The organism is Kineococcus radiotolerans SRS30216 = ATCC BAA-149 (genome assembly GCF_000017305.1).
Lineage (GTDB): Bacteria > Actinomycetota > Actinomycetes > Actinomycetales > Kineococcaceae > Kineococcus > Kineococcus radiotolerans.
The window spans coordinates 3,615,385-3,638,599 of sequence record NC_009664.2 but is presented as its reverse complement, the minus strand read 5'-3'; the positions used below and the strand labels follow the sequence as shown (position 1 = coordinate 3,638,599).

The window sequence follows — 23,215 nt, the reverse complement described above, 5'->3', positions numbered from 1 at the left end:
CCTAGCCCAGGCGGGCGTCCCCGGCTCCCCGTGCGGGCCCCGCGCGGACCGCGGCACCGGGGCCGGCGCCGCCGCACGCCCTACGCTCGCTGCGTGCCCCCCGACTCCACCGAGCTGTCCCCGCAGACGGTCCGCCGCCTGGAGGCGGCGCAGGGGGCCTTCGCCTCGGCGATCGCGGCCCGGATGGACTCCGACCTCCCCTGGTACGCCGCGCTGCCGGCCGACGAGCGCTCCTGGGTGGGGCTGGTGGCGCAGGCCGGGTTCGGCGACTTCCTGCGCTGGCTGTCCGGCCCGGACCCCGACGTCCTCGCCGGGACCGCGCTCTTCGGCACCGCCCCGCGCGAGCTGATGCGCTCGGTGACGCTGCAGCAGACCGTCGAGCTGGTCCGGGCCGCGATCACGGTGGTCGAGGAGGGGCTGGACGCCGTCGTGGGTGAGAGCCACCCCGCCGAGCAGGTCATCGCCCGGGAGGCGCTGCTCCGCTACTCCCGCGAGGTCGCCTTCGCCGCCGCCGCGGTCTACGCCCGGGCCGCGGAGGCGCGCGGGGCGTGGGACGCCCGGCTGGAGGCGCTGCTCGTGGACGCGGTGCTGCGCGGGGACGGGGAGGACACGATCGCCTCCCGGGCCGCCGCCCTCGGCTGGACCCTCGACGCGGCGACGACGGTGGTGATCGGCCCCTCCAGCGAGGAGACCACGGCGGGAGCCGTCGCCCGGGTGCGGTCGGTGGCCCGTCAGGCCGGCGGGGAGGCGCTGGTCGGGGTGCAGGGCGACCGGCTGGTCGTGGTGCTCTCCGGCGGGCTGGACGTGCAGGCCACCGCCGAGCAGCTGGCCCGCTCGGAGTTCGGGCCCGGCCCCGTCGTCGTGGGGCCCACCGTGCCCCGGTTGCCGGTGGCGGCCCGCTCGGCGCGAGCGGCGCTGGCCGGGGTCGTGGCCGCCCGGGCCTGGCCCGAGGCGCCGCGCCCGGTGCTGGCCGACGACCTGCTGCCCGAGCGCGCCCTCAGCGGGGACGCAACGGCGCGGCGGGCGCTGGTGGACCGCGCCTACGTGCCGCTGGAGGAGGCGGGGGGTGCGCTGCTGGAGACGCTGACCGCCTACCTCGCCCACGGCGGGTCGCTGGAGGCGTGCGCGCGCTCGCTGTACGTCCACGCCAACACCGTCCGCTACCGGCTGCGACGCGTCGCGGAGGTCTGCGGCTGGACCCCGTCCGCCCCGCGCGAGCGGTTCGTCCTGCAGACGGCGCTGGCGCTGGGCCGGTTGTCGCAGTCCGGGCCGGGGGGCCGCGGCGAGGGCCAGACCCCCGCGCGCTGACCCGCCCCGGCACCTCCTCCACGCAGCGTCGTCCACCCGTCACGCACAGCTCACGAGGGGTCCCGCTCCCCCGCCGACCCGCTTGGAGGATCCCTACAAGAGAGGCTGGCAAAGTCGGTTCGCGTCGTGACCGTGCCCGGAGGCCGTCACGGGGCAGGCTGACACGGTGCTCGTCTTCGTCTTCCCCGGCCAGGGGTCGCAGTCCCCCGGCTTCCTCGCGCCCTGGCTCGAACTGCCGGGCGTGGCGGACCGGCTGCGCTGGGCCTCCGCCGTCGTCGGCGACGACCTCCTCGCCCACGGCACGGTCTCCGACGCCGAGACGCTGCGCGACACCGCCGTGGCCCAGCCCCTCATCGTCGCCGCCGGGCTCCTCGGGCTGCGCGAGCTCGTCGCCTCCCCCGCCGAGCTCGCCGCCGCGGCCGGAGCCGTGGCGGGCCACTCCGTGGGCGAGCTCACCGCGGCCGCCGCCACCGGGGCGCTCTCCGCCGAGCAGGCCCTCGTCCTGGTCCGCGAGCGCGGGCGCGGGATGGCCGCCGCCGCCGCGGTGCGGCCCACCGGGATGAGCGCCGTCCTGGGTGGTGACCCCGACGAGGTCGCCGCCACCCTCGCCCGGCACGGGCTCACCCCCGCCAACGCCAACGGCGGCGGGCAGACCGTGGCCGCCGGCACCGTCGAGGCCCTCGCCGCGCTCGCCGCGGACCCGCCCGCGAAGGCGCGGGTGATCCCCCTGCAGGTCGCCGGCGCCTTCCACACCGAGCACATGGCCCCCGCGGTCGGCACCCTGGCCTCCCTGGCCGCCGGGATCGACGCCGGGACGGCGAGCGCGCCCATCGCCGCGAACGCCGACGGCGAGCTCGTCAGCGACGGGGCGGCGTTCCTGCAGCGGCTGGTCGCCCAGGTCAGCCGGCCCGTGCGCTGGGACCTCGTCACCGAGGCGTTCACCCGCCTCGGGGTGACCGGGCTCATCGAGGTGCCCCCCGCGGGCACGTTGACCAACCTGGCCAAGCGCACACTGAAGGGCGTGGACGTCCTGGCGCTCAAGACGCCGGACGACCTGGACAAGGCCCGCGCCATGATCACCGAGCACGGTGGTGCGGCCGCGACCGTGACGACCTCGGAGGCCACCCTGTGACCGCACTGACCGCCGCCCCCACCCGCGAGGCCCGCATCCTCGGGGTGGGCGCGCACCGCCCGCCCCGGGTCATCGACAACGAGGAGGTGTGCACCTGGATCGACTCCTCCGACGAGTGGATCCAGCAGCGCACCGGGATCCGGACCCGCCGCTGGGCCGCTCCCGACGTCTCGGTCGTCGACATGAGCGAGGACGCCGGCGCCAAGGCGCTGGCCGCGGCGGGGCTGACCGGGTCCGACGTCGACGCGGTGGTCCTGGCGACCGTCTCCTACCCCTTCCAGACCCCGGCGGCCGCGGCCGTCGTGGCCCACCGCCTGGGCGCGACCCCCGCGGCGGCCTTCGACGTCTCCGCCGGCTGCGCCGGCTTCTGCCACGGCGTCGCCCTGGGCAGCGACCTCGTCCGGGGCGGCACGGCGCGCAACGTGCTCGTCATCGGCGCCGAGAAGCTCTCCGACTTCACCGACCAGCACGACCGCTCCACGGCGTTCCTCTTCGCCGACGGCGCGGGCGCGGTCGTCATCGGCGCCTCCGACGAACCCGGCATCGGTCCCACGGTGTGGGGTTCCGACGGCGGGCAGGCCGACCTCATCAAGTCGAAGTTCTCCTGGCTGGACCTGCGCTCCTCCTCAGGGGACGCCGCGCTGGCCGCCGAGGACCCCGCCGAGGTCGGCGAGGACGTCGAGCGCTGGCCCTTCCTGGAGCAGCAGGGGCAGTCGGTCTTCCGCTGGGCGGTGTGGCAGATGGCTCCCGTCGCGCAGGCCGCGATGGACGCGGCCGGGGTCACCGCCGAGGACCTCGACGTGTTCGTCGCGCACCAGGCCAACGGCCGGATCATCGACGCGATGGTCAAGCAGCTCAAGCTGCCCGAGAGCGTCCACGTGGCCCGCGACATCGTCGACATGGGCAACACCTCGGCCGCCTCGGTCCCGCTGGCGATGGAGCGCGCGGTCGCCGACGGCCACGCCCCCTCCGGGGGTCTGGCGCTGCTCATCGGCTACGGCGCGGGCCTGTCCTACGCCGCCCAGGTCGTCCGGCTCCCGTAGCCGGCAGGGAAGTCCTGACCGCAGGTCCCTGCGGTCAGGCCGGTTCCGGCGGCCGGGAGGTCCGGTCGCCGATCAGATGGAGGAGCAACGCATGGCCAGTGAGCAGGAGATCCTCAGCGGTCTCGCCGAGATCGTGAACGAGGAGACGGGCCTGCCCACCGACAGCGTCCTCGCGGACAAGTCCTTCACCGACGACCTCGACATCGACTCCCTGTCGATGATGACGATCGTCGTGAACGCCGAGGAGAAGTTCTCCGTCCGCATCCCGGACGAGGACGTCAAGAACCTGCGCACCGTGGGCGACGCCGTCGCCTACATCTCGCAGGCCCAGGGCTGAATCCCCACCCCGGCCGGCCCGCTCCCGCGGGCCGGCCACCCCGCAGCACCCGCACGACCCACGTTCGCCGTCAGAGCTTCAGGAGGAGCTGACCGACCATGACCACGACCTCGACGAGTTCGTCGCGCCGTGTCGTCGTCACCGGGATGGGCGCCACGACACCGCTCGGCGGCGACGTCCGCACCAGCTGGGAGGCCGCGCTCGCCGGCCGTTCCGGCGCCCGGCCGATCACCGACCCGTGGATCGAGGAGTTCGAGCTCCCGGTCACCTTCGCCGCGCAGGCCGCGGTCCGCGCCGACACCATCCTGGAACGCCGGGAGATCAAGCGGCTGGACCCCTCCCAGCAGTTCGCGGTGATCGCCGCGCGCGAGGCCTGGGCCGACGCCGGCACCCCCGAGGTCGACCCGCTGCGGCTGGGGTCGGTCGTGGCGACCGGCATCGGCGGCATCTGGACGCTGCTGACGTCCTACGACACGCTGAAGGAGAAGGGCGCCCGCCGCGTCCTGCCCCTCACCGTCCCGATGCTCATGGCCAACGGCCCGACGGCCGCGATCAGCATCGAGTTCACCGCCCGCGCCGGGGCGCACACCCCGGTCAGCGCGTGCGCCTCCGGCGCGGAGGCCATCGCCTACGGCGCCGACATGATCCGCACCGGGCGCGCCGACATCGTGATCTGCGGCGGCACCGAGGCCGCGATCCACCCGCTGCCCATCGCCTCCTTCACCTCGATGCACGCCATGTCCCGGCGCAACGAGGACCCCGAGCGGGCGTCGCGCCCCTTCGACACCGCCCGCGACGGCTTCGTGCTCGGGGAGGGGGCCGGGATCCTGGTCCTGGAGTCCGAGGAGCACGCCCGGGCGCGCGGGGCGCGCGTCCACGCCGAGGTCCTGGGCGTGGGCCTGTCCGCCGACGCCTACCACGTGGCGGCTCCGGAGCCGGAGGGCGCGGGGACCAGCCGCGCCATGCTGGACGCGCTGCACCAGGCCGACCTGACCCCGGCCGACCTGTGCCACGTCAACGCCCACGCGACCTCGACCCCGGTCGGGGACGTGGCCGAGGACAAGGGCCTGCGACTGGCCTTCGGAGACGCCACCGACGGGATCGCGGTGTCGGCGACCAAGTCGATGACCGGTCACCTGCTGGGAGCCGCGGGGGCCGTGGAGAGCATCTTCACGATCCTCGCCCTGCGCGACCGCCTCGCCCCGCCGACGATCAACGTCGACGACCTCGACCCGGCGATCACCCTGGACGTCGTCCGCAAGGACCCGCGGCCGCTGCCCGCCGAGGGGCGGCTGGTGGGGCTGAACAACGCGTTCGGCTTCGGCGGTCACAACGTCAGCGCGGTCTTCGCCACCCCCTGACCCGCACCCCGTCACCGCACGACGAGGGCCCCCGCTCCTGCGAGCGGGGGCCCTCGTCGTGCGGGTGGGGTGCGGGTGGAGCGCCGGCGGGGTCTCAGCCGACCTGGTGCAGCCAGCGCACGGGGGTGTCGTCGCCGGCGTGGCGGAACGCCTCGAGCTCGCAGTCCCAGGCCTCCCCGACGGCGAGCGCGAGGGCCCGGCGGGCGGCCTCGGGGTCCCCGTTCTGCACGAGGTCCATCGCGGCCCGGACCCGGTCCTCGGGCACCTGCACGTTGCCGTGGACGTCGGTGACGGCGTGGAAGATGCCCAGGGCGGGGGTGTGGCTCCAGCGGCCGCCGTCGCAGCCCTGCGACGGTTCCTCGGTCACCTCGAAGCGCAGGTGGGCCCACCCGCGCAGGGCCGAGGCGAGGAGCGCTCCGCTGCCTTGCGGGGCCTGCCAGGAGTACTCTGCCCGGAGGCAGCCTTGAGCGATCGGCTGCCCGGTCCAGTCGAAGGACGCGCGCACGCCGAGGACACCACCGGCTGCCCACTCGATGTGGGGGGTCAGCGCTCGTGGTGCGGAGTGCACGAAGAGCACGCCGCGGGTCGTCGCACCGGACATGCCGTTCTCCTTCTGCGTCGGTGTGAGGGACGTCTTCCCCAACGGCCTCACGAAACGCAGGCGAGCGACTAGCGGTGATGCGCTGACTACACGGTGTGCAGCTCCGTGGACGCCATCATGCCCCACCGCTCACCCTGAGCACCACTGCCCTCGCGGGATCTCCACATCGACCGCCGCACCGCTCACGTCGGGCCCTCCCCGTGCCGATGGACCGGGGACCAGTGCTCGCACCGACCGAGGAGACCCCCGCGTGGACGACCAGCCCACCCAGCCCGCCCCGCGCGACGCCGGGGAGGTCTCCGAGGTCATCCGTCCCGCGGCCATCGTGCCCGAGGAGGCGGCCCGCTCCGTCCTCGTGGAGCTCGCGCTGCGCGACGTGCAGAACGGCGGGGTCTGGCAGGCCGGCCCGTCGCTGTGGAGCCGCTACGACCGCCCGTGGCACGGGTCGGACAACGTCGCCGGCGCCGAGCTCATCGGGCGCATCCACGTCGCCTACGGGACGCCCACCAAGTACGAGATCACCATCTACCGCGTGACCGTCACCCTCTTCGGCAGCCAGCTGGGCTGGAGCGTGGAGTCGCTGTGCGACGAGGCGCTGGGCCACGGCGGGCTGCGGCTGCAGGACTGCCCGCGCGCCACTCTCGCCGCTCCCCCGCCGCCCTTCCGCGGCTGACCGGCCGCGGCCGACCCGACACCGGCCAGCCCGCCGGCCCGACGGCGACCGGCCCTCGCCCGGTCCGCGGCCGGGCGGGTGCGGTGGCACCATCGTCCGGTGCCCGATCCCGCACAGCCCCGCCGCCACCACCACCGCCCCGCCCTGCCCGGCGACGACGCGATCGTCTCCATGGCCGGCGGCGTCGACCCCTCCGCCGTCCAGGAGGCCGCGCACGCCGCGGCCAGCGCCCTAGTGCACGGCGCCCGCTCCGCCCAGGACGCCGAGGTGACCCGCCGCGTGGTCCGCCTGGCCCAGGACGAGGGGCTGGAGGTCATCGCCGACCTGTGGGCCGACGCCCCCGCGGACTCCCTGGCCGGCGCGCTGTGGCGGCTCTACGTCCTGCGGACCTGGGTCCAGCGCCAGCCCGTGGCGGTCTCCCGGCAGTACGTGGAGGGCCGCCGCCACGCCCCCGTCCTGGAGGTCGTGGCCGGGGTCGCCGACCCGCCCGGTCCTGCGGAGGTCGTCGCCGTCGTCGACGCCGTGCTGCGCGGGGTGGCCGAGGGCGACTTCGCCGTCACCCTGGAGCGCGCCGCGGCCTTCGCCCGGATCCTCGCCGTGGGGCGCGCCCACCACGCCGACCAGGTGCTGCCGGTCACCGAGGAGGACGCCGCCACCTCGCTGACCCGCTCGGCCGCGCGCCTGGTCCGCACCGCGGAGCAGCTCGAGCACGTCGCCGCGCGCTGGCGGGCCGGGGAACTGGGCTGATCCCCGGGCCTCGGGGCTGCGCCCGCGGCGTCGACGTCGTTACAATGGGAGGGCGTCGGACCGCGGTAGCCCCGGGTCCCATTTTGAAGCCGCTACGAGCGGCCGTGCGCCGTGAGGCGCTTCCCGGTCCGGCGCGCCAGCTCCCCCCGGTCCTCCGGGGGCGGGTCAGGTGAAGAGCCCCTGGCCCCAGCTCTCCCCCTCGGCGGTGCCGGGCGGGCAGGCGAAGATCGCCGAACCGGTGTGCTTGAGGTACTCGGTGAGTCCGTCCCTCGCGCCGAGACGGCGCTGGATGGCGACGAACTGCGACGCCGGGTCGTTGCCGAAGCAGATGAAGAACAGCCCCGCGTCGAGCTGACCGGTGGTGAGGTCGAGACCGTCGGTGTAGGAGTACCCGCGGCGCAGGATCCTCGCGCCGCCGTTGGTCTCCGGGGCGGCCAGCCGCATGTGCGCGGCGACGTCGATGACCGGCTCCCCCGTCGCGGAGGTCCTGGCCAGGTCCGGGGGGTCGAACTCCGAGGTGCCCGTCAGCGGCGCCCCGGAGACCTTGGCGCGCCCGATGACGCGTTCCTGCTCCCCCAGCGGGGCGCGGTCCCAGGCCTCGACGAGCATGCGGATGCGGCGGGCCACGAGGTAGGTGCCGCCGCGCATCCACTCCTGGTCGGCCGCCGGCGCCCCCTCGCCGCCGACCCAGACGTGGCGGTCGAGCCCGGCGGTGTCCTCGGCCCGCAGGTTGGCGGTGCCGTCCTTGAAGCCCATGAGGTTGCGCGGGGTGGGCTGTCCCGCGGAGGTCGTCGCGGTGCGCCCGAAGCCCAGCTGCACCCAGCGCACCGCGACCACCCCGCGCCCGATGCGCACCAGGTTGCGGACGGCGTGGAAGGCCACCTGGGGGTCGTCGGCGCAGGCCTGCAGGCACAGGTCGCCGCCGCAGCGGGTCGGGTCGAGCTGCTCCCCGGGCAGGGCGGGCAGCTCCTCCAGCGCCGCGGGGCGGCGTCCGGCCAGTCCGAAGCGCCCGTCGAACAGCGACGGGCCGTACCCGAGGGTCACGGTGAGGTTGGCGGGGGGCAGCTCGTGGGCCTCCCCGGTGTCCAGCGGCGGTTCGTCCGCCGCGCCGCCCAGCCCCCCGGGCCCGCCCACCGGGGCGCCGGTGGCCATCGTCGCGGCGGCCTCGCTCCAGCGCTGCAGGACGTCGGCGAGCTCCCCGGCCCGGCTGGTGGTGACGTCGAGGGCGGCGAAGACCAGGGAGTCCTGGGCGGGGGTGGTGATGCCCGCCTGCCGCGCGCCGTGGAAGGGCACGGTGCGCGTGGCGCCGGGGGTGGCGGCGGCCTCGCGCCCGGCGAGGGCGCTCGCGCCCGCGCCGAGGCCGGCCGCGCCGACGACCGCGGCGCCGGTGAGGACGCCGCGGCGGGTGGGACGGACGGGGTTCACGCCGGCCTCACCGGCTCGCGGCGCCGACGACCTTGCCGGACACCGTGGAGAGCGGTTCGGCGAGGGCGTCGACCCCGGTGGCGAGCATCCGCACCTGCTCCGGGGACAGGGTCGTGTAGGAGACGTAGCTCTCGCCCTGCCGGTAGGGCGCCAGGGAGGCGGTGACCGCGTCGAACCGGGTCGTCAGGTCGGCGACGAGCTCGGGGTCGGTCACCTGCAGGGCGGGGGTGAGCAGGTCGAAGGCCCGGCGCGCGCCCTCGACGTTGGCGGCGAAGTCGAGCAGGTCCAGGTGGGAGTAGGCCTCCTCCTCCCCGGTGACCTTGGAGGCGGCGACCTCGTCGAGCAGGGCGCTGGCCCCGTTGGCGAGGTCGGCCGGCTGGTAGGTCGTGGTCGCCACGAGCTCGTCGAGCTCGGCGACGTGCGCGACGAGCTCCCGGGCGACCGGGGTCATGCCCGCGGTCGTGCCGTCGACCCACAGCGCCTGCTCGATGCGGTGGAAGCCGCCCCAGGTGGCGGGGTCCTCGACGTCGGCCACGCGGGCGTCGATGAGCGGGTCGAGGTCCCCGAAGCTCTCGGCGACGGGTTCGACGCGCTCGTAGGGCGCGCGGGCCGGGCCGTAGAGCGCCTTGGCCCGCTCGACGTCGCCGGCCTCGACCGCGGCCGCGAAGGCGCCGGTGGCGGTGACGAGGTCGGCGACCTGGGCCCGCACGTAGTCCTGGTAGCCGCGGGTGGCGGCGGCGAAGAGGGGGTCCCCGGTGGCGGACGCGGTGGTGGACGGGGTGGCGCTCGCCCCGGTCACGGTGAACGGGGAGCTCTCGGTCGCGGCGTTCGGGCACTGCACGGTGTAGTCGCCGGCCTCGAGGTCCAGGGAGAAGCTGGCGCTCAGCCCGGGGGTGAGGTTCTCCCGCTCACCGACGATGCGGCCGCCGGCGTTGACCAGCTCGGCCTCGGTGACGGCACCGGCGCCGTCGTTGACGACCTCGAAGGTGGTCGACCCCGCGGGGACGGAGCTGGGCTCGGCGGTGCAGCCGTCGTCGGTGAGGGAGACGTGCACCGTCCCGGCGGCGGACGCGTCGGAGGAGCCCCCGGCGTCGCCGCCCCCGCAGGCGGCGAGGAGCAGGAGGGGGCTGGCCGCGAGGGCGAGCAGGAGGCGCGGTCGGGACACGGGTGGCCTTTCGGGACGCCGGCCGCGGGGGCCGGGCGGGGTGCGGGTCAGGCGGGGACGGAGCGGGGAGCGGGGGTGGGGGTGGCCCGGGGCCGCAGGACGACGACGAGCACGGGCAGCGCGTAGGCGAGCCAGCCGACGACCTCGGCCACGGTGGGACGCGGCTGCCAGCCGAGCACGCCGGTGAACAGCGCGGCGCGGACGGTGCCGGGTTCCACCAGCGCGGACAGGTCCAGGGCGCGCTGCTGGCCGACCAGCAGCCAGCCCGCCTCGTGGGCCGTGTGGGCGGCGGACACGACCAGCCCGGCCGCGACGAGGACGAGGAGGACGCCGGTGACGCGGAACAGCCGGCCGAGGTCGAGGCGGACGCCGCCGCGGTAGACCAGGTAGCCCAGCGCGACGGCCAGCAGGAGGCCGAGGGAGGCGCCGAGCGCGCCCTCGACGTGGCGGCCCGAGGCGCGGTACGTGGCCAGGAGGAAGACCGAGGTCTCCAGCCCCTCGCGCAGGACGGCGAGGAAGGCCATCGCGACCAGCGCCCGGGAGGACCCCCTGCCCAGCGCGGAGGTGGCGGCGTGCTCGAGGTCGGCCCGCATCGAGCGGGCGTGCCGGGTCATCCAGACGATCATGTACGTGACCACCGCCACGGCGGCCAGGGCGAGGACGGTCTCCAGCTGCTCCTGCTGGCGCTGGGGCAGCTGCCGGGTGGCGGCCTGCAGGGCGGCGGCGGCGCCGACGCACAGCGCGACGGCGAGCAGGACCCCCGCCCAGACCGGGCGCAGGGCGCGCCGCTCCCCGCGCTGGACGAGGAACGCGGCGACGATGCCGACGATCAGGGAGGCCTCGAGGCCCTCGCGCAGTCCGACGACGAACGTGGCGAGCACGGGCAGCTCCTCGGGTCGGGCGGGGACCCACCGGAGTGAGGTGAGCCTCGCCGATGCTAGGGCAGCCTCACCTTTCTTCTACCCCGTGGCGCTCGGATGTGCGCCACATCACACGACGGTCCGGAACCTCCCGCACCCACCCGCGTTGAGAGGCTCGGCCCCACCCACCCCTGGTGGTGGTGGTCGGGCGGGGACGGGCAGGATCGACCCCATGTCGCTCGATGCCGTGCCCGCTCCCGCCCCGCCCGACGCACCGCCCCGGGCGGCGGACGTCGAAGCGGCGGCCGAGCGGCTGTCCCGGGTCGTGACCCGCACCCCCCTCGCCACCAGCGCCCGCTGGTCGGCCGCCCTGGGGGCGCACGTGCGCGTCAAGCGGGAGGACCTCCAGGTCGTGCGCTCCTACAAGCTGCGCGGGGCCTACAACCTGGTCTCCCAGCTCACCGACGAGCAGCGCGGGCGCGGGGTGGTCACCGCGAGCGCCGGCAACCACGCCCAGGGCCTGGCCTACGCCTGCGCGGCCCTGCGGGTGCGCGGACGCATCTACGTGCCGCGCACGACCCCGCGCCAGAAGCGGGACCGCATCGCCGCCCTGGGCCAGGAGTTCGTGGAGACCATCGTCCTGGGCGACACCTACGACGACTCCGCCGCCGCGGCGCTCGAGGACGCCGAGCGCACCGGCGCGACGATGGTGCCCGCCTTCGACGACGCCCGGACGGTCGCGGGGCAGGGCACGGTCGCGGTCGAGGTCTTCGAGCAGCTCGAGCAGCTCGGCGAGGGCCCGCCGGACGTGGTCGTCGTCCCCGTCGGCGGGGGCGGGCTGCTGGCCGGGGTGCTGGCCTGGGTCCGCGAGCGGCACCCGCAGGTGCGGGTCGTGGGGGTGGAGCCCGCGGGGGCGCCCTCGATGGCGGCGGCGCTGGCCGCCGGTCGTCCGGTGCGGCTGGAGCACCTGGACACCTTCGTCGACGGCGCCTCGGTCCGCCGCGTCGGCGACGTCCCGCACGCCGTGGTGGCCGGTCACGAGGTGGAGCTCGTCGCGGTGCCCGAGGGGGCGATCTGCGTGGAGATGCTGGCGATGTACCAGACCGACGGGATCATCGCCGAGCCCGCGGGGGCGCTGGCCACGGCGGCGCTGGCGGAGGCGGTCCGCGTCGAACCGGGCCAGAGCGTGGTCTGCGTGGTCTCCGGCGGCAACAACGACATCAGCCGCTACGCGGAGATCATCGAGCGGGCCCTCGTCCACGAGGGCCGCAAGCACTACTTCCTCGTGGAGTTCCCGCAGGAGCCCGGTGCGCTGCGCCGCTTCCTCGACGAGGTGCTCGGCCCGGACGACGACGTCACGCTCTTCGAGTACGTCAAGCGGAACAACCGCGAGTTCGGGCCGGCCCTGGTGGGCATCGAGATCCCCGGCAAGGACGACCTGCCGGGGCTGCTGGCCCGGATGGAGGCCGCTCCCCCGTCGTTCGAGCGGATCTCGGCGACGGACCCGCTGTACCGCTACCTGTTGTAGGCCACCGCCCGCGCGGAAGCTCCCGCCGGCCGCGGGCGTTGGGACGGGGGTGATCGTCGAGCTGTTCTCCTCCGCCTTCTGCGGTCCGTGCCGCGCGGCCCGGGCCGTCCTGGGCGAGGCCTCCCGCCTCGTCCCGCGCGCCCGGGTGGAGGAGGTCGACGTCGCCGCCGACACCTCGCGGGCCGAGGCCGCGGGGGTCCTCAGCACACCCACGGTCGTGGTCCGCACCGAGGACGGCACGGAGGTCTTCCGCGCCAGCGGCGCCCCGACCCTGCCCCAGCTGCTCGCCGCGATGGGCCGCGCGAGCTGATCCGGGCACCTCACCCGTCCAGGCGATGTCGTCGCACCGCCCGCGCCCCGATGACTGGAGGACGCCGCTCGCGCCCCGCGACGGCGCCGATCCCGCTCCCGCCCGAGAGGTCTCCCATGTCCCCGCGTCTCGACACGGCCCCGCGCCGGCCGTCCTCCGCCGGGGACCGGCCGTCCCCCCTCCCCGGTGGCACCGGCTCCCCCGCGGTGCGGCGCAGCGTGGCGCGCGCGTCGACGCCGGGGTGCCCGCCGCGTCCGGTGGACCGCGGCACGCCCCGCGCCCGCCTGCTGGAGGTCCTGCGGGGCCGAGCCTCCCGCTGACCCCCGGAACGGCGGGTCCGCGGTGCGCGTTGGCCGGGCAGGTGGTGAGCGCTCGCGCGTCCGCCGCCGCGACGGGCACGATCGACTCGACGGAGGAGCACAGGGTGCCGTTCTCGTTCCGCTGGTCCAAGGCACTGGGCAGGGGCCTGCGGCTGAACGCCGGGAGGTCGGGCGTGAGCCTCACCAAGCGGCTCGGCCGCGCGACGGTGTCCACCACGGGCCGGGTGAGCGTGCGCTTGGGGAAGGGCCTGAGCTGGCGGGGCAAGCTCTGGTGACGACCGCGTTGCGGTGACGGCCGCGCGGGGTGCGCGGCGCGGCGGACCTGCGAGGGTGGCGACGTGAGCAACCGCGAGGACATCGTCCCCTTCATCCGCGCCCGCTACGACGCCGACGAGGACGCCGCCCGGAGCCTCGCACCGGGAGCGTGGCGCTTCGAGGGCGGCGCGGTCCTCGACGAGGCCGGGCCCGTCGCCCGGGTCGAGGAGGGGGCCGACGCCGTCGGGCGGCACGTCGCCCGCCACGACCCGGCCTCCGTCGTCCGCGGTCTCGCCGTCCGCCGGGCCCTGTTCGACGTCCACAACACGTCGCCGATCGACGACACGGCCTGGTTCCTGCTGCGGGTCATGGCCAGCGAGTACCGCCAGCACGACGACTTCCGGCCCGAGTGGGCCGTGATCGGCTGAGCCGGAGCCGGTCGTCGCTCTCCCGCCGCCGGAGGAGGCCGCCGGTGCGGTGCGACGACGGGGCGGGTGGGACGTGCGTCTCGGCGCCCGAGCCTCCGCAGCAGGACGTGCGAGCGCCGAACTGCGAGCATCGGACGGTGAGCGGCGAGCCGACCCGGGAGCACCTCCAGCGCGTCCTGCGGGAGGCGAAGGCCGGCAGCGCCGGCGGTCAGGCCGATCTCGACGATCCCCGGCGCGCGGCGCTGGTGCGGCAGATGGTCGAGCTGAAGGAGAAGGCCGAGGCGCTGGGGCTGGCCCACGTGGCCGCCGGTGCGCAGGCGGCCCTGGAGGAGGTGGCGGCCGCGGAGGCCGCGCTGCGGGCGAGCCTGGCCGCCGCCGACGAGGCCCACGACGTCGGCCTGAGGATCCTCGCGCGGGAGCAGGAGGACCGGGGCTGACCTCGCCGGACGGCCCGGTCCGGCACCGCGAGCGGGACGGCTCGGCGAGGACGAGTTCGATCGCGTCGCGGACCGACGCGGTGCTCCAGGAGGCCGTCGGGGACGTGGTGGGGTGTGGCCCGGGGGACGTTCGTGGGGCGGGTGGGGCTCGAACCCACGACCGAGGAATTATGAGTTCCCTGCTCTGACCGACTGAGCTACCGCCCCGGGGACGCCGCCGCGGTTCGGACCCGCGGGGCGGCCTGCGGGCGGAGCCTACCGGTGCGCGTCCGCGTCGAGGGGGACCAGCAGCGCGGAGCGCCGCTCGGCCCAGGTGGCCATGAGGTGGCGTCCGAGCCGTTCGTCGAGGGCGGTCGCGGCCTGCATCCCGAACACCACGTCGGCGGCCATCGCCGGGTCCTCCGCGACGAGGGGTTCGATGATGCCGTGCCGCACGACCTGCTCGTGGACGGCGTCGGCCTCGACGTGCTCGGCGTAGAAGTGCTCGGTGGCGGGTCCGAGGTCCAGGCGGCGGGCGGCGTCGACGAGCCGCTTCGACCCCGGGGAGGACGTGAGTTCCACGACGGCGAACTGCCCGACGAGGGCCCCGCGGAGCTTGCGGTGCAACCCGAACATCGACATCAGGTTCACCTCGGCGAGCACCTCGGCCGGGGCGTGGTCGAGGTAGGCGCCGTAGGCGTCGCTGAGGCCGAGTTCGAGCATCATGTCGCCGAAGAGGCGCGCGTGCATGCGTTCCCCGCGGCCGGCGCCGTACTCGTCGTGCTCCACCGTGACCAGGGCCGCCTTCGCCGCCCCCTCCAGGCGGGGGATGACCCACGCCTGCGGGTCGGCCTCCTTCAGGTGGTAGACCGAGCGCATCGCGATGTACTCGCGGAACTGCCACGGTTCGCCGGTCTCGCGCAGGTGGTGCGAGACGCCGCCCTCGCCGTCGTCGGCGGCGACGAGGGCCGCGATCTCCCCGGCCAGGTCGTCCCCGCCGGGGACCGCGGCCCGCACCGCGGCGGCGAACTCCCGTTCCAGCCCGGCGCGCAGGCCGAGGAGGGCGGGGTCCCACTCGAGGTCGTCGTCGACGCCGGCGAAACCGCGGTAGTGCAGTTCGTAGCAGGTGTAGAGGGCCAGCTGGAGGTCCTCGCCCCACGGGTCCGCACCGGCCACGTCCACGACGGGGAGGGCACCCCCGCGCAGGCGCGACAGCACCGCCTCGCTGAGCGGTCCCCGGGCCCGGGGCAGGGCGGGGGCGGTGCTCACGTCGGGCAAGGTGTCGGTCACGACGGTTCCTCCGGGGTCTCGGGGCGGGTGGGGCGCCGACGGCGCCGGTGGCTGGTGTCGCAGATGGGGTACAAGGTGCTGCGGTAGCAGACGCACAGCGCCGTCACGGGGCGCTCGGAGACCGTCCGGCTCCCGTCGGGCAGGACGATCTCCACGGGTCCCTCGACGAGGTGGGGCCCGTCGCCGGTGATGACGACGCGCTGGCGGGGTTCAGACGACACTGCCGAAACCCTCCGCTCTCCCGCACTGCTCGGCGACGGAGGGCAGGACGACGGGGAGCCGGGCCTCGATGACCACCAGTTCCTCGTGCTCCTGGCCGGGGCCGAGCAGGCCGCGCTCGCGCAGCATGGCCTCGCGCCGGCGCATGACCGGCCCGAAGGGCTCGGGCGCGCGTGCGACCACCGCGGCCGAGAACCCGTTCTCCGCGAGCCGGGTGAGGGTGGGCTCCTCCCCGGCGAGCGTCGACTGGGTCAGCAGGAAGCGGCCACCGGGGGTCAGGACCCCGGCCACGCCCTCGCAGATCCGGTCCAGGACGGCGCGGCCGTCGATCCCGCCGTCCCAGGAGCGCCCGGGGCGGTGGCGCGGCAGCCGGTCGGTCGCGGCCGGGACGTAGGGCGGGTTGGCGAGGACGAGGCCGAAGCGCCGGTCCCGGACCGGCTCGAAGAGGTCGCCGCGGCGCACCTGCACGCGCACCCGGGCCAGCCGGGCGTTGGCCCGCGCGGTCAGCACGGCCCGGTGGGAGAGGTCGACGGCCGTCACCGTGCGGGCCCCGGCGCGCGCCGCGGCCAGGGCCACGGCCCCGCCGCCGGTGCACACGTCGAGCACGTCGCGCCCCCGGGCCAGGTCGAGCTCGACCAGGGTGCGGGTCAGGAGGTGGGTGTCCCCCTGCGCGGGGTAGGTACCGGGGAGTCGCAGCAGCACGTCCCCATCGTCGCTCCCGCCCGCCGGGCGCGCACGGCGGGGTCGTCCCGGCCGCGGAGACGCGGCCCGGCCCGGGAACGACCGAGGGGCGTGCCGCTCGGCACGCCCCTCGGTGGATGCTCCCGCAGTTGGACTCGAACCAACAACCTGCCGGTTAACAGCCGGCTGCTCTGCCAATTGAGCTATGCGGGACCACTTCTCGTTCCCTCGGGTCACCCCTCGGTCACGACTGTCCAACCGTACCAGCCCCGCGGACCGCTCCGCGCACCCGGCGGCCGCGCCGGGGCGCGCGCGGCGGGCGGCGGCTGCTCAGGCGCCCTGGGCCCGCTCCTGCCAGGTCCGCCGGGCGGCCTCCAGCCGGAACAGCTCCGCCGAGACGGCTGCGTACTCCTCGGCCTGGCTGGTGGGGTCCAGCCGCTGCAGGGTGCGGCGGGCGTCGGCGACCGCGCGGGTCGCCGACTGCCCGACGAGGGCGGCGACGAGCTGGCGCCCCCAGCGCTCGAGCTCCTCCTCGTTGGACACCGGCAGGTCGCTGGCCGCCAGCTCGTCGACGAGCCCCGCGACGGGGCCGTCGGCGTAGTCGAGGACGCGCGCCAGCCACGCCGGGCCCTGCGGCGCCTCCCCCGGGCCGCCGGCGGCGGTGACGGCGTCGTGCACGGCCCGGTGCCCGGGGGCGCCGAACGCGTCGGCCTCCAGGGAGTCGAAGACGTCGGCCACGGCCCAGGGGGCCTGCAGGACGCAGGACAGGACCTGCCGCTCCAGCTGGGCGACGGGGTCGCGCGGATCGGCGGCGGGCAGCCGGGGCGGGGCCGGCGCCACGGCCGCGGCGGGGCGGCCGGGCTGCTGCGCGGGCCGGGCGCCGGAGTGCGCCCGCACCCGGTCCAGGACGAACCGCTCGTCGAGGAACCCCGTCCAGCGGTCGAGGTTGATGGCGTAGCGCTGCTGTAGACCGCGGTCGCGGATGGCCCCGACGATGGGGGCGGCCGCGTCGAGCGCGGCGAGCCGGCCCGCGTCGGAGTTCAGGTCGAACCGCTCGATGGTGGAGCGGATGGCGAACTCGAACAGCGGCACCCGGCCCTCGACCAGCTGCGCCACCGCCGCCTCCCCGGCCGACAGCCGCAGTTCGCAGGGGTCCTGCCCGGCGGGGGCGACCGCGACGTAGGTCTGGGCGCTGAACCGCTGGTCGAGCTCGTAGGCCTTCAGGGCGGCCTTCTGCCCCGCGGCGTCGCCGTCGAAGGTGAACACGACCTCCGCGGACCCGTCGGCCTCCCCCAGCATCCGCTGCACGATCCGGGCGTGGTCCTCCCCGAACGCCGTCCCGCAGGTCGCGACGGCCGTCCCCACCCCGGAGAGGTGGCAGGCCATGACGTCGGTGTAGCCCTCGACGACGACGACCCGCTTGGTGCGCGAGATCTCGCGCTTGGCCAGGTCCAGCCCGTACAGCGCCTGGGACTTCTTGTAGACGGGGGTCTCGGGGGAGTTCAGGTACTTCGCCTCGATGCGGTCGTCGTCGAACAGCCGGCGCGCCCCGAAGGCCACGGTGTGCCCGCCGACGTCGCGGATCGGCCACACCAGGCGCCCGCGGAACCGGTCGTAGAGACCGCGCTGACCCTGCCCGGCCAGCCCGGAGGTGACCAGCTCCTCCTCGCCGAAACCCTTGGCGCGCAGCTGCCGCAGCAGCGCGTCGCCGGTGTTGGGGGCGAACCCCACCCCGAAGCGCGCGGCGTCCTCGCGGCTGAACCCCCGCTCGGCGAGGAACCCCCGGGCGGTCTCGGCCGGGCCGGGCGCGGCCAGCTGCTGCCCGTAGAACTCCTCCGCGACCCGGTGCATCTCCAGCAGCCGCTGCCGCTGCCCGGCGTCGCTGGCCGGGCGCTGGGTGCTGCGGCCGCCGTCGTCGACGTAGCGCAGCTGCACCCCGGCCCGCTGGGCCAGGCGCTCCACGGCGTCGGCGAAGCCGAGGCCGTCGATGCGCATGACGAACTCGATGGCGTCCCCGGACTCCCCGCAGCCGAAGCAGCGCCAGCGCCCGGTGACGGGACGGACGGTGAAGCTGGGGGTGCGCTCGTCGTGGAAGGGGCAGAGCCCCTTGAAGGAACCGACCCCGCCGGAGCGCAGGGCGACCTGCTCCCCCACCACCTCGTCGAGCCGGACCCGCTCCTTGACCGCCTGCAGATCGTCTGGATGGATGCGCCCCGCCACGGGGGGAGCATAGGCGTCCCCGCGGCGGGGCAGCGGCTGGTCGGGGTCCGTCGGGGACGGGTGGCAGGATCGTCCCGTGAGCAACGAGCAGAGCAGCCCCGCACGTCGAGAGGCCACCGGGGCCGACGACCGCGCGTGGGGCTTCCGCACCCGGGCCGTGCACGCCGGGGCCGTCCCCGAGCCCACCACCGGGGCCCGCGCGGTGCCGATCTTCCAGACGACGAGCTTCGTCTTCGAGGACGCCGCCGACGCCGCCAACCTCTTCGCCCTGCAGAAGTACGGCAACATCTACTCCCGCATCTCCAACCCGACGGTCGCGGCGCTGGAGGAGCGCATCGCCTCCCTCGAGGGCGGCCTCGGCGCGCTGGCCTGCGCCAGTGGGCAGGCCGCGGAGTTCCTCGTCTTCGCCGCCCTCGCCGGGGCCGGCGACCAGATCGTCGCCTCGAACAACCTCTACGGCGGCACCGTCACCCAGCTCGACGTGACGCTGCGCCGCTTCGGGGTCGACACCGTGTTCGTCGCCCCCGAGCCCGACGCGGTGCGCGCGGCCATCACCGAGAAGACCCGCTTCGTCTTCACCGAGCTCGTCGCCAACCCCTCCACGGTCATCGCCGACATCCGCGCCCTGGCCGACGTCGCCCACGAGGCCGGGATCCCGCTCGTCGTCGACGCCACCACCGCCACGCCCTACCTGTGCCGGCCCATCGAGCACGGCGCGGACATCGTCATCCACTCCGCCACGAAGTTCCTCGGCGGGCACGGCACCACCCTGGGCGGGGTCGTCGTCGACGCGGGCACGTTCCCCTGGGACAACGGCAAGTTCCCGGCCATGACCGAGCCGGTCGCCTCCTACGGGGGGCTGAGCTGGTGGGGCAACTTCGCCGAGTACGGCTTCCTCACCAAGCTGCGCAGCGAGCAGCTGCGCGACATCGGCGCGACGCTGTCCCCGCACTCGGCCTTCCTGCTGCTCATGGGCGTGGAGACCCTGCCCCAGCGCATGCGCGAGCACGTCGCCAACGCCAAGGCGGTCGCGGAGTGGCTGGAGGCCGACGAGCGGGTCTCCTGGGTCCGCTACTCCGGGCTGCCCACCCACCCCCACCACGAGCGCGCCCGGCGCTACCTGCCCGAGGGGCCCGGGGCGGTGTTCTCCTTCGGCGTCGTGGGGGGACGCGCCGCGGGCGAGCGCTTCATCGAGAGCTGCCAGCTGTGCTCGCACCTGGCCAACATCGGCGACGCCCGCACCCTCGTGCTGCACCCGGCCTCCACGACCCACCAGCAGCTCTCCCCCGACCAGCTCACCGCCGCCGGGGTGCCCGAGGACCTCATCCGGATCAGCGTGGGGCTGGAGGACGTGGAGGACGTGCTGTGGGACCTGGACCAGGCGCTCACCGCGGCCGTGGGGGGGAACCGGTGAGCGGGACGACGCCCGTGCCCGACGCCAGCACCGACACCGGCGCCGTCGCCGCCCCGGAGACCCTGCGGACCGCCGCGGCCGACGCCCGCGCCGCGACCGGGTCCAAGGACGCCCCCGCCACCACCTGGAGCGCCCCCACGCCCGGGCAGCGGCTGCGCATCCTGCGCCGGACGCGGACGGTGGCCGTCCTCGGCGCCTCGGCCAAGCCCTCGCGCGCCTCGTACTTCGTGGCGACGTACCTGCTCGCCAGCTCCGACTTCGAGGTCTGGTTCGTCAACCCGAACGAGACCGAGATCCTCGGCCGGCCCTGCTACCCCTCCCTCGCCGAGCTGCCCGGGGTCCCCGACCTCGTCGACGTCTTCCGGCGGCCGGCCGAGCTCGGGGCCGTCCTCGACGAGGTGATCGCAGTGGGCTCGCCCGTGATGTGGATGCAGCTCGGGCTCGCCGACGAGGACGTCGCGCGCCGCGGGGCGGAGGCCGGGGTCACCGTCGTGATGAACCGCTGCCTGAAGATCGAGCACGCCCGCTTCCACGGCGGGCTGCACCTGGCCGGGTTCGACACCGGGGTGATCTCGGCCAAGCGCCGGGCGCGCTGAGGCCGGTCGCGGGCGGGGTGCGGGGCCGGGCCCCGCACCCCGCCCGCGGGCCGTCAGCCGGTGAGGCGGGCGTGCCAGGCCAGCGCGGAGACGTCGGTGAGGGACGCCACCTGGTCCACGACGACCCGCAACCGGGCCGCGTCGTCCCCGGCGAGGGCGTGGTCCTCGCGGAACGGCGGTTCCAGGGCTCCCGGCGCCTGCTCGGCCAGCGCCGCGAGGAGCTCGTGCAGCAGCTCGCGCTGGCGGGCGTAGAACGGCTGCCGCTCCTGGGCGGTCATGACGAACGTCGCCGCGACCCCCTTGAGGACGGCGACCTCCAGGGCGGTGCCGGGCGGGACGACGACGTCGGCGGCGTAGCGGGTCAGCCGCCCGTCGCCGTGGCGCTCCCGGGTGGCGTGCTCGGCGGCGTTGGCGAAGCGGCCGATGAGCTGGGAGGTCATGTCCTTCAGCGCCGCCAGGTGCCGCCGGCCGCCGAAGACCTCCCCGGGCTGCTCCCGGGCCCAGAAGCCGGTGCTGGAGAGCCGCTCCAGGGCGTCGGCGACCGCGTCGTCGGAGGCGTCGGGCAGGTACCAGTCGCGCACCTGCGCCGCGACGCGGGCGCGGATCTCGTCCCGGTCCAGCCAGTCCAGGCGGACGTGGCCGGCGACGACGGCGTCCTCGACGTCGTGCACCGAGTAGGCCACGTCGTCGGAGAAGTCCATGACCTGCGCCTCCACGCACGGCCGGTTCTCCGGGGCGCCGTCGCGCAGCCAGGTGAAGACGTCCGCGTCGTCGGCGTAGGCGCCGAACTTCGAGGTCGCCCGCGGGGCCTTCCCGTGCAGCCACGGGTACTTCGTCGAGGCGTCCAGGCTGGCCCGGGTGAGGTTCAGCCCCACGGGCGAGCCGTCGAGGGCGACCGTCTTCGGTTCCAGCCGGGTCAGCAGCCGCAGCGTCTGGGCGTTGCCCTCGAAGCCGCCGATCCCGGCGGCGGCCTCGGCCAGCGCCCGCTCGCCGTTGTGCCCGAACGGCGGGTGCCCCAGGTCGTGGGCCAGGCAGGCGGTGTCGACGACGTCGGGGTCGCACCCCAGCGCCGCCCCGAGCTCGCGCCCGACCTGGGCGACCTCCAGGGAGTGCGTGAGCCGGTTGCGGACGAAATCGTCGGTGCCGGGCCCCACGACCTGGGTCTTGGCCGCGAGCCGGCGCAGCGCCGAGGAGTGCAGGACGCGGGCGCGGTCGCGGGCGAAGGCGGTGCGGCCGTGGGTCTTCGGCGGTTCGGCGGCCCAGCGCTCCAGGTCGCCGCGGCCGTAGCCCTGGTCCTCGGAGCTCATCCGCCCGACACCGACAGCTCGGCCTGGCGGATCATCTCGGCCGCGGGACCGGTGAGCTCCTGGTCGTCCAGCCACCCCTCGGGCAGGGCGACGCGGGCCTGGGGGGAACCCGCCCGGCCGCGCGAGCCCTCGGCGGCCGCCCCCGGGTAGGGCAGGTCGAGGTCGAGGGAGTCCAGCAGCTCGTCGAGGGCCTCGAGGGTGTCGACGAGGCCGAGGCGGGCGCGCACGTCCCCGCCCACGGGGTAGCCCTTGAGGTACCAGGAGACGTGCTTGCGGATGTCGCGGCAGCCGCGCAGCTCGTCGCCGTAGAACTCGACCAGCAGTTCGGCGTGGCGGCGCAGGACCTGCGCGACCTGCCGCAGCCCCGGCTTGACCCGGTCCTCGCGCCCGGCGAAACCGGCCTCGAGGTCGGCGAACAGCCAGGGCCGGCCGAGGCAGCCGCGGCCGACGACGACGCCGTCGCACCCGGTGCGGCGCACCATCTCCAGCGCGTCCTCGGCGCTCCAGACGTCGCCGTTGCCGAGGACGGGGATCGTGGTGACGGTCTCCTTCAGCCGGGCGATCGCCTCCCAGTCGGCCTGCCCGGAGTAGTGCTGGGACGCGGTGCGCCCGTGCAGGGCGACGGCGGCGGCCCCCTCCTGCTCGGCGGCCTTGCCGGCCTGCAGGTAGGTGAGGTGGTCGTCGTCGATGCCCTTGCGCATCTTCACCGTCAGCGGGATCCCGCCGCGCGACGCCTCGGCGACCGCGCCGCGGACGATGGAGCGGAACAGCTCCGCCTTCCAGGGCAGCGCGGACCCGCCGCCCTTGCGGGTGACCTTGGGCACGGGGCAGCCGAAGTTGAGGTCGACGTGGTCGGCGAGGTCGTCCTCGACGACCATCCGCACCGCCGCGGCCACGGTCGTGGGGTCCACGCCGTAGAGCTGCAGGCTGCGGGGGCGCTCGGAGGCGGTGAACGTCACCAGCCGCATCGTCTCGGCGTGGCGCTCGACGAGGGCGCGGGAGGTGACCATCTCGCTGACGTAGAAGCCCTCGCCGTGCTCGCGGCACAGCTGCCGGTAGGCGGTGTTGGTGATGCCGGCCATGGGGGCCAGGACGACCGGCGTCGGGGAGACGTGCGGTCCGATCCGCAGCGGCTGGACGGCCGTCAGGGTGGGTGCGCTCACACCCCCATTGTGAGGGCGTCGGCGGGGGGCAGGCAGCCGGAGCCCGAGGCGGGCTCGGGGACGGAGAGCACCGGGCACGGCGCGTCGAGGACGACGAGGCGGGCGCGGCCCCCGAGCAGGTCGTCGACGCCGCGCCGGGTCAGGCCCACCACGAGCAGCGCGGCCTGCTCGCGCTCGGCGAGGTCGAGGACGGCCTCGGTGACGTCGGCGCCCTCGGGGGGCAGGCGCAGGTCGAGCCCGACGGGGGCGGTGCGCAGGCGCAGCAGCAGGGCGTCGGGCAGCGGTGCGGCGGCGACCACGGCGACCGACCCCCCGCGCAGCCGGGCCTGGGCGAGGGCCTCGAGGACGGCGTGCTCGTCACCCGGTTCGTAGCCGACGACGACCAGCGGGTGCTGGGACCTCGGACCGCACATCGC

At 75.8% G+C, this 23,215-nt stretch carries 25 protein-coding genes and 2 tRNA genes; 14 read left to right on the top strand and 13 right to left on the bottom strand.

Annotation, left to right across the window (positions count from 1 at the left end):
* The first annotated feature begins 30 nt into the window (after nucleotides 1-30).
* From KRAD_RS17275 to fabF, 5 genes are all read left to right on the top strand, one after another.
* Nucleotides 31-1,308: a PucR family transcriptional regulator gene (locus KRAD_RS17275; RefSeq protein WP_012086935.1), complete on the top strand. Its 1,278-nt coding sequence runs from the start codon at nucleotides 31-33 to the stop codon at nucleotides 1,306-1,308.
* 166 nt (nucleotides 1,309-1,474) lie between these two features.
* Complete coding sequence (locus tag KRAD_RS17270) at nucleotides 1,475-2,440, top strand: ACP S-malonyltransferase (RefSeq protein WP_012086934.1); 966 nt, start codon at nucleotides 1,475-1,477, stop codon at nucleotides 2,438-2,440.
* The gene (locus KRAD_RS17265; protein WP_012086933.1) at nucleotides 2,437-3,483 is read left to right on the top strand and encodes a beta-ketoacyl-ACP synthase III; all 1,047 of its coding nucleotides are present in this window, start codon (nucleotides 2,437-2,439) and stop codon (nucleotides 3,481-3,483) included. Before KRAD_RS17270 ends, KRAD_RS17265 begins: the two co-directional genes overlap by 4 nt.
* Nucleotides 3,484-3,574: 91 nt before the next feature.
* The gene (locus KRAD_RS17260; protein ID WP_012086932.1) at nucleotides 3,575-3,820 is read left to right on the top strand and encodes an acyl carrier protein; all 246 of its coding nucleotides are present in this window, start codon (nucleotides 3,575-3,577) and stop codon (nucleotides 3,818-3,820) included.
* Between the two features lie 98 nt (nucleotides 3,821-3,918).
* Entirely contained in the window at nucleotides 3,919-5,181 is a 1,263-nt protein-coding gene (fabF, locus tag KRAD_RS17255) for a beta-ketoacyl-ACP synthase II (RefSeq protein WP_012086931.1), read from the top strand.
* Nucleotides 5,182-5,275: 94 nt separating this feature from the next.
* Here the strand turns inward: fabF and KRAD_RS17250 are convergent, their stop codons facing one another.
* Complete coding sequence (locus tag KRAD_RS17250; RefSeq protein WP_012086930.1) at nucleotides 5,276-5,782, bottom strand: DUF3145 domain-containing protein; 507 nt, start codon at nucleotides 5,780-5,782, stop codon at nucleotides 5,276-5,278.
* Between the two features lie 250 nt (nucleotides 5,783-6,032).
* On the opposite strand from KRAD_RS17250, the gene KRAD_RS17245 reads away from it, so the two are divergent.
* Both KRAD_RS17245 and KRAD_RS17240 read left to right on the top strand, forming a co-directional pair.
* Nucleotides 6,033-6,455 (top strand): hypothetical protein, encoded by a 423-nt coding sequence (locus KRAD_RS17245; protein ID WP_012086929.1) that lies wholly within the window; start codon nucleotides 6,033-6,035, stop codon nucleotides 6,453-6,455.
* Between the two features lie 78 nt (nucleotides 6,456-6,533).
* Entirely contained in the window at nucleotides 6,534-7,202 is a 669-nt protein-coding gene (locus tag KRAD_RS17240; RefSeq protein ID WP_012086928.1) for a hypothetical protein, read from the top strand.
* 165 nt (nucleotides 7,203-7,367) lie between these two features.
* Here KRAD_RS17240 and efeB read toward each other — a convergent pair whose 3' ends face one another.
* Genes efeB through efeU form a run of 3 tightly spaced genes read right to left on the bottom strand, consistent with a single transcriptional unit; the run spans nucleotide 7,368 to nucleotide 10,673 of the window.
* Nucleotides 7,368-8,627 (bottom strand): iron uptake transporter deferrochelatase/peroxidase subunit, encoded by a 1,260-nt coding sequence (gene efeB, locus KRAD_RS17235; protein WP_012086927.1) that lies wholly within the window; start codon nucleotides 8,625-8,627, stop codon nucleotides 7,368-7,370.
* 7 nt (nucleotides 8,628-8,634) lie between these two features.
* Nucleotides 8,635-9,792: an iron uptake system protein EfeO gene (gene efeO, locus KRAD_RS27660; protein ID WP_012086926.1), complete on the bottom strand. Its 1,158-nt coding sequence runs from the start codon at nucleotides 9,790-9,792 to the stop codon at nucleotides 8,635-8,637.
* A 47-nt stretch (nucleotides 9,793-9,839) separates the two neighbouring features.
* Nucleotides 9,840-10,673, bottom strand: coding sequence for an iron uptake transporter permease EfeU (efeU, locus tag KRAD_RS17225; protein ID WP_012086925.1), 834 nt, complete (start codon nucleotides 10,671-10,673; stop codon nucleotides 9,840-9,842).
* A gap of 211 nt (nucleotides 10,674-10,884) precedes the next feature.
* On the opposite strand from efeU, the gene ilvA reads away from it, so the two are divergent.
* The 5 genes from ilvA (at nucleotide 10,885) to KRAD_RS17195 (ending at nucleotide 13,930) form a co-directional block, all read left to right on the top strand.
* The gene (ilvA, locus tag KRAD_RS17220; protein WP_012086924.1) at nucleotides 10,885-12,180 is read left to right on the top strand and encodes a threonine ammonia-lyase IlvA; all 1,296 of its coding nucleotides are present in this window, start codon (nucleotides 10,885-10,887) and stop codon (nucleotides 12,178-12,180) included.
* Nucleotides 12,181-12,229: 49 nt separating this feature from the next.
* A complete protein-coding gene (locus KRAD_RS17215) occupies nucleotides 12,230-12,490 on the top strand; it encodes a thioredoxin family protein (protein WP_012086923.1) in 261 nt (86 codons plus the stop codon).
* A 424-nt stretch (nucleotides 12,491-12,914) separates the two neighbouring features.
* Complete coding sequence (locus tag KRAD_RS17205) at nucleotides 12,915-13,085, top strand: DUF4236 domain-containing protein (protein WP_157873635.1); 171 nt, start codon at nucleotides 12,915-12,917, stop codon at nucleotides 13,083-13,085.
* Between the two features lie 63 nt (nucleotides 13,086-13,148).
* The gene (locus KRAD_RS17200) at nucleotides 13,149-13,493 is read left to right on the top strand and encodes a DUF6221 family protein (protein WP_012086921.1); all 345 of its coding nucleotides are present in this window, start codon (nucleotides 13,149-13,151) and stop codon (nucleotides 13,491-13,493) included.
* A 137-nt stretch (nucleotides 13,494-13,630) separates the two neighbouring features.
* Nucleotides 13,631-13,930 (top strand): hypothetical protein, encoded by a 300-nt coding sequence (locus tag KRAD_RS17195; RefSeq protein ID WP_041292177.1) that lies wholly within the window; start codon nucleotides 13,631-13,633, stop codon nucleotides 13,928-13,930.
* Nucleotides 13,931-14,063: 133 nt separating this feature from the next.
* On the opposite strand, the gene KRAD_RS17190 is transcribed toward KRAD_RS17195, so the two are convergent.
* The 6 genes from KRAD_RS17190 to dnaG form a co-directional block, all read right to left on the bottom strand.
* Nucleotides 14,064-14,137, bottom strand: a tRNA-Ile gene (locus KRAD_RS17190).
* 48 nt (nucleotides 14,138-14,185) lie between these two features.
* Nucleotides 14,186-15,199: an iron-containing redox enzyme family protein gene (locus KRAD_RS17185; RefSeq protein ID WP_012086919.1), complete on the bottom strand. Its 1,014-nt coding sequence runs from the start codon at nucleotides 15,197-15,199 to the stop codon at nucleotides 14,186-14,188.
* Nucleotides 15,196-15,420: a CDGSH iron-sulfur domain-containing protein gene (locus KRAD_RS17180; RefSeq protein ID WP_012086918.1), complete on the bottom strand. Its 225-nt coding sequence runs from the start codon at nucleotides 15,418-15,420 to the stop codon at nucleotides 15,196-15,198. Before KRAD_RS17180 ends, KRAD_RS17185 begins: the two co-directional genes overlap by 4 nt.
* The gene (locus tag KRAD_RS17175; protein ID WP_012086917.1) at nucleotides 15,410-16,120 is read right to left on the bottom strand and encodes a HemK2/MTQ2 family protein methyltransferase; all 711 of its coding nucleotides are present in this window, start codon (nucleotides 16,118-16,120) and stop codon (nucleotides 15,410-15,412) included. Before KRAD_RS17175 ends, KRAD_RS17180 begins: the two co-directional genes overlap by 11 nt.
* Nucleotides 16,121-16,239: 119 nt before the next feature.
* Nucleotides 16,240-16,312: transfer RNA gene (locus KRAD_RS17170), tRNA-Asn, on the bottom strand.
* Between the two features lie 117 nt (nucleotides 16,313-16,429).
* Nucleotides 16,430-18,319 (bottom strand): DNA primase, encoded by a 1,890-nt coding sequence (gene dnaG / locus KRAD_RS17165; protein ID WP_012086916.1) that lies wholly within the window; start codon nucleotides 18,317-18,319, stop codon nucleotides 16,430-16,432.
* Nucleotides 18,320-18,395: 76 nt separating this feature from the next.
* On the opposite strand from dnaG, the gene KRAD_RS17160 reads away from it, so the two are divergent.
* The gene (locus KRAD_RS17160; protein WP_012086915.1) at nucleotides 18,396-19,733 is read left to right on the top strand and encodes an O-acetylhomoserine aminocarboxypropyltransferase/cysteine synthase family protein; all 1,338 of its coding nucleotides are present in this window, start codon (nucleotides 18,396-18,398) and stop codon (nucleotides 19,731-19,733) included.
* On the top strand, nucleotides 19,730-20,329 hold the full coding sequence (locus KRAD_RS17155) for a CoA-binding protein (protein ID WP_012086914.1): 600 nt from the start codon (nucleotides 19,730-19,732) through the stop codon (nucleotides 20,327-20,329). Before KRAD_RS17160 ends, KRAD_RS17155 begins: the two co-directional genes overlap by 4 nt.
* 53 nt (nucleotides 20,330-20,382) lie before the next feature.
* On the opposite strand, the gene KRAD_RS17150 is transcribed toward KRAD_RS17155, so the two are convergent.
* The 3 genes from KRAD_RS17150 to KRAD_RS17140 are packed head-to-tail and all read right to left on the bottom strand — an operon-like array spanning nucleotide 20,383 to nucleotide 23,212.
* A complete protein-coding gene (locus KRAD_RS17150; RefSeq protein ID WP_012086913.1) occupies nucleotides 20,383-21,636 on the bottom strand; it encodes a deoxyguanosinetriphosphate triphosphohydrolase in 1,254 nt (417 codons plus the stop codon).
* A complete protein-coding gene (gene dusB, locus KRAD_RS17145) occupies nucleotides 21,633-22,799 on the bottom strand; it encodes a tRNA dihydrouridine synthase DusB (RefSeq protein ID WP_012086912.1) in 1,167 nt (388 codons plus the stop codon). Before dusB ends, KRAD_RS17150 begins: the two co-directional genes overlap by 4 nt.
* Entirely contained in the window at nucleotides 22,796-23,212 is a 417-nt protein-coding gene (locus KRAD_RS17140; RefSeq protein ID WP_012086911.1) for a universal stress protein, read from the bottom strand. The genes dusB and KRAD_RS17140 overlap by 4 nt, the downstream gene beginning before the upstream one ends.
* Between the last annotated feature and the right edge of the window lie 3 nt (nucleotides 23,213-23,215).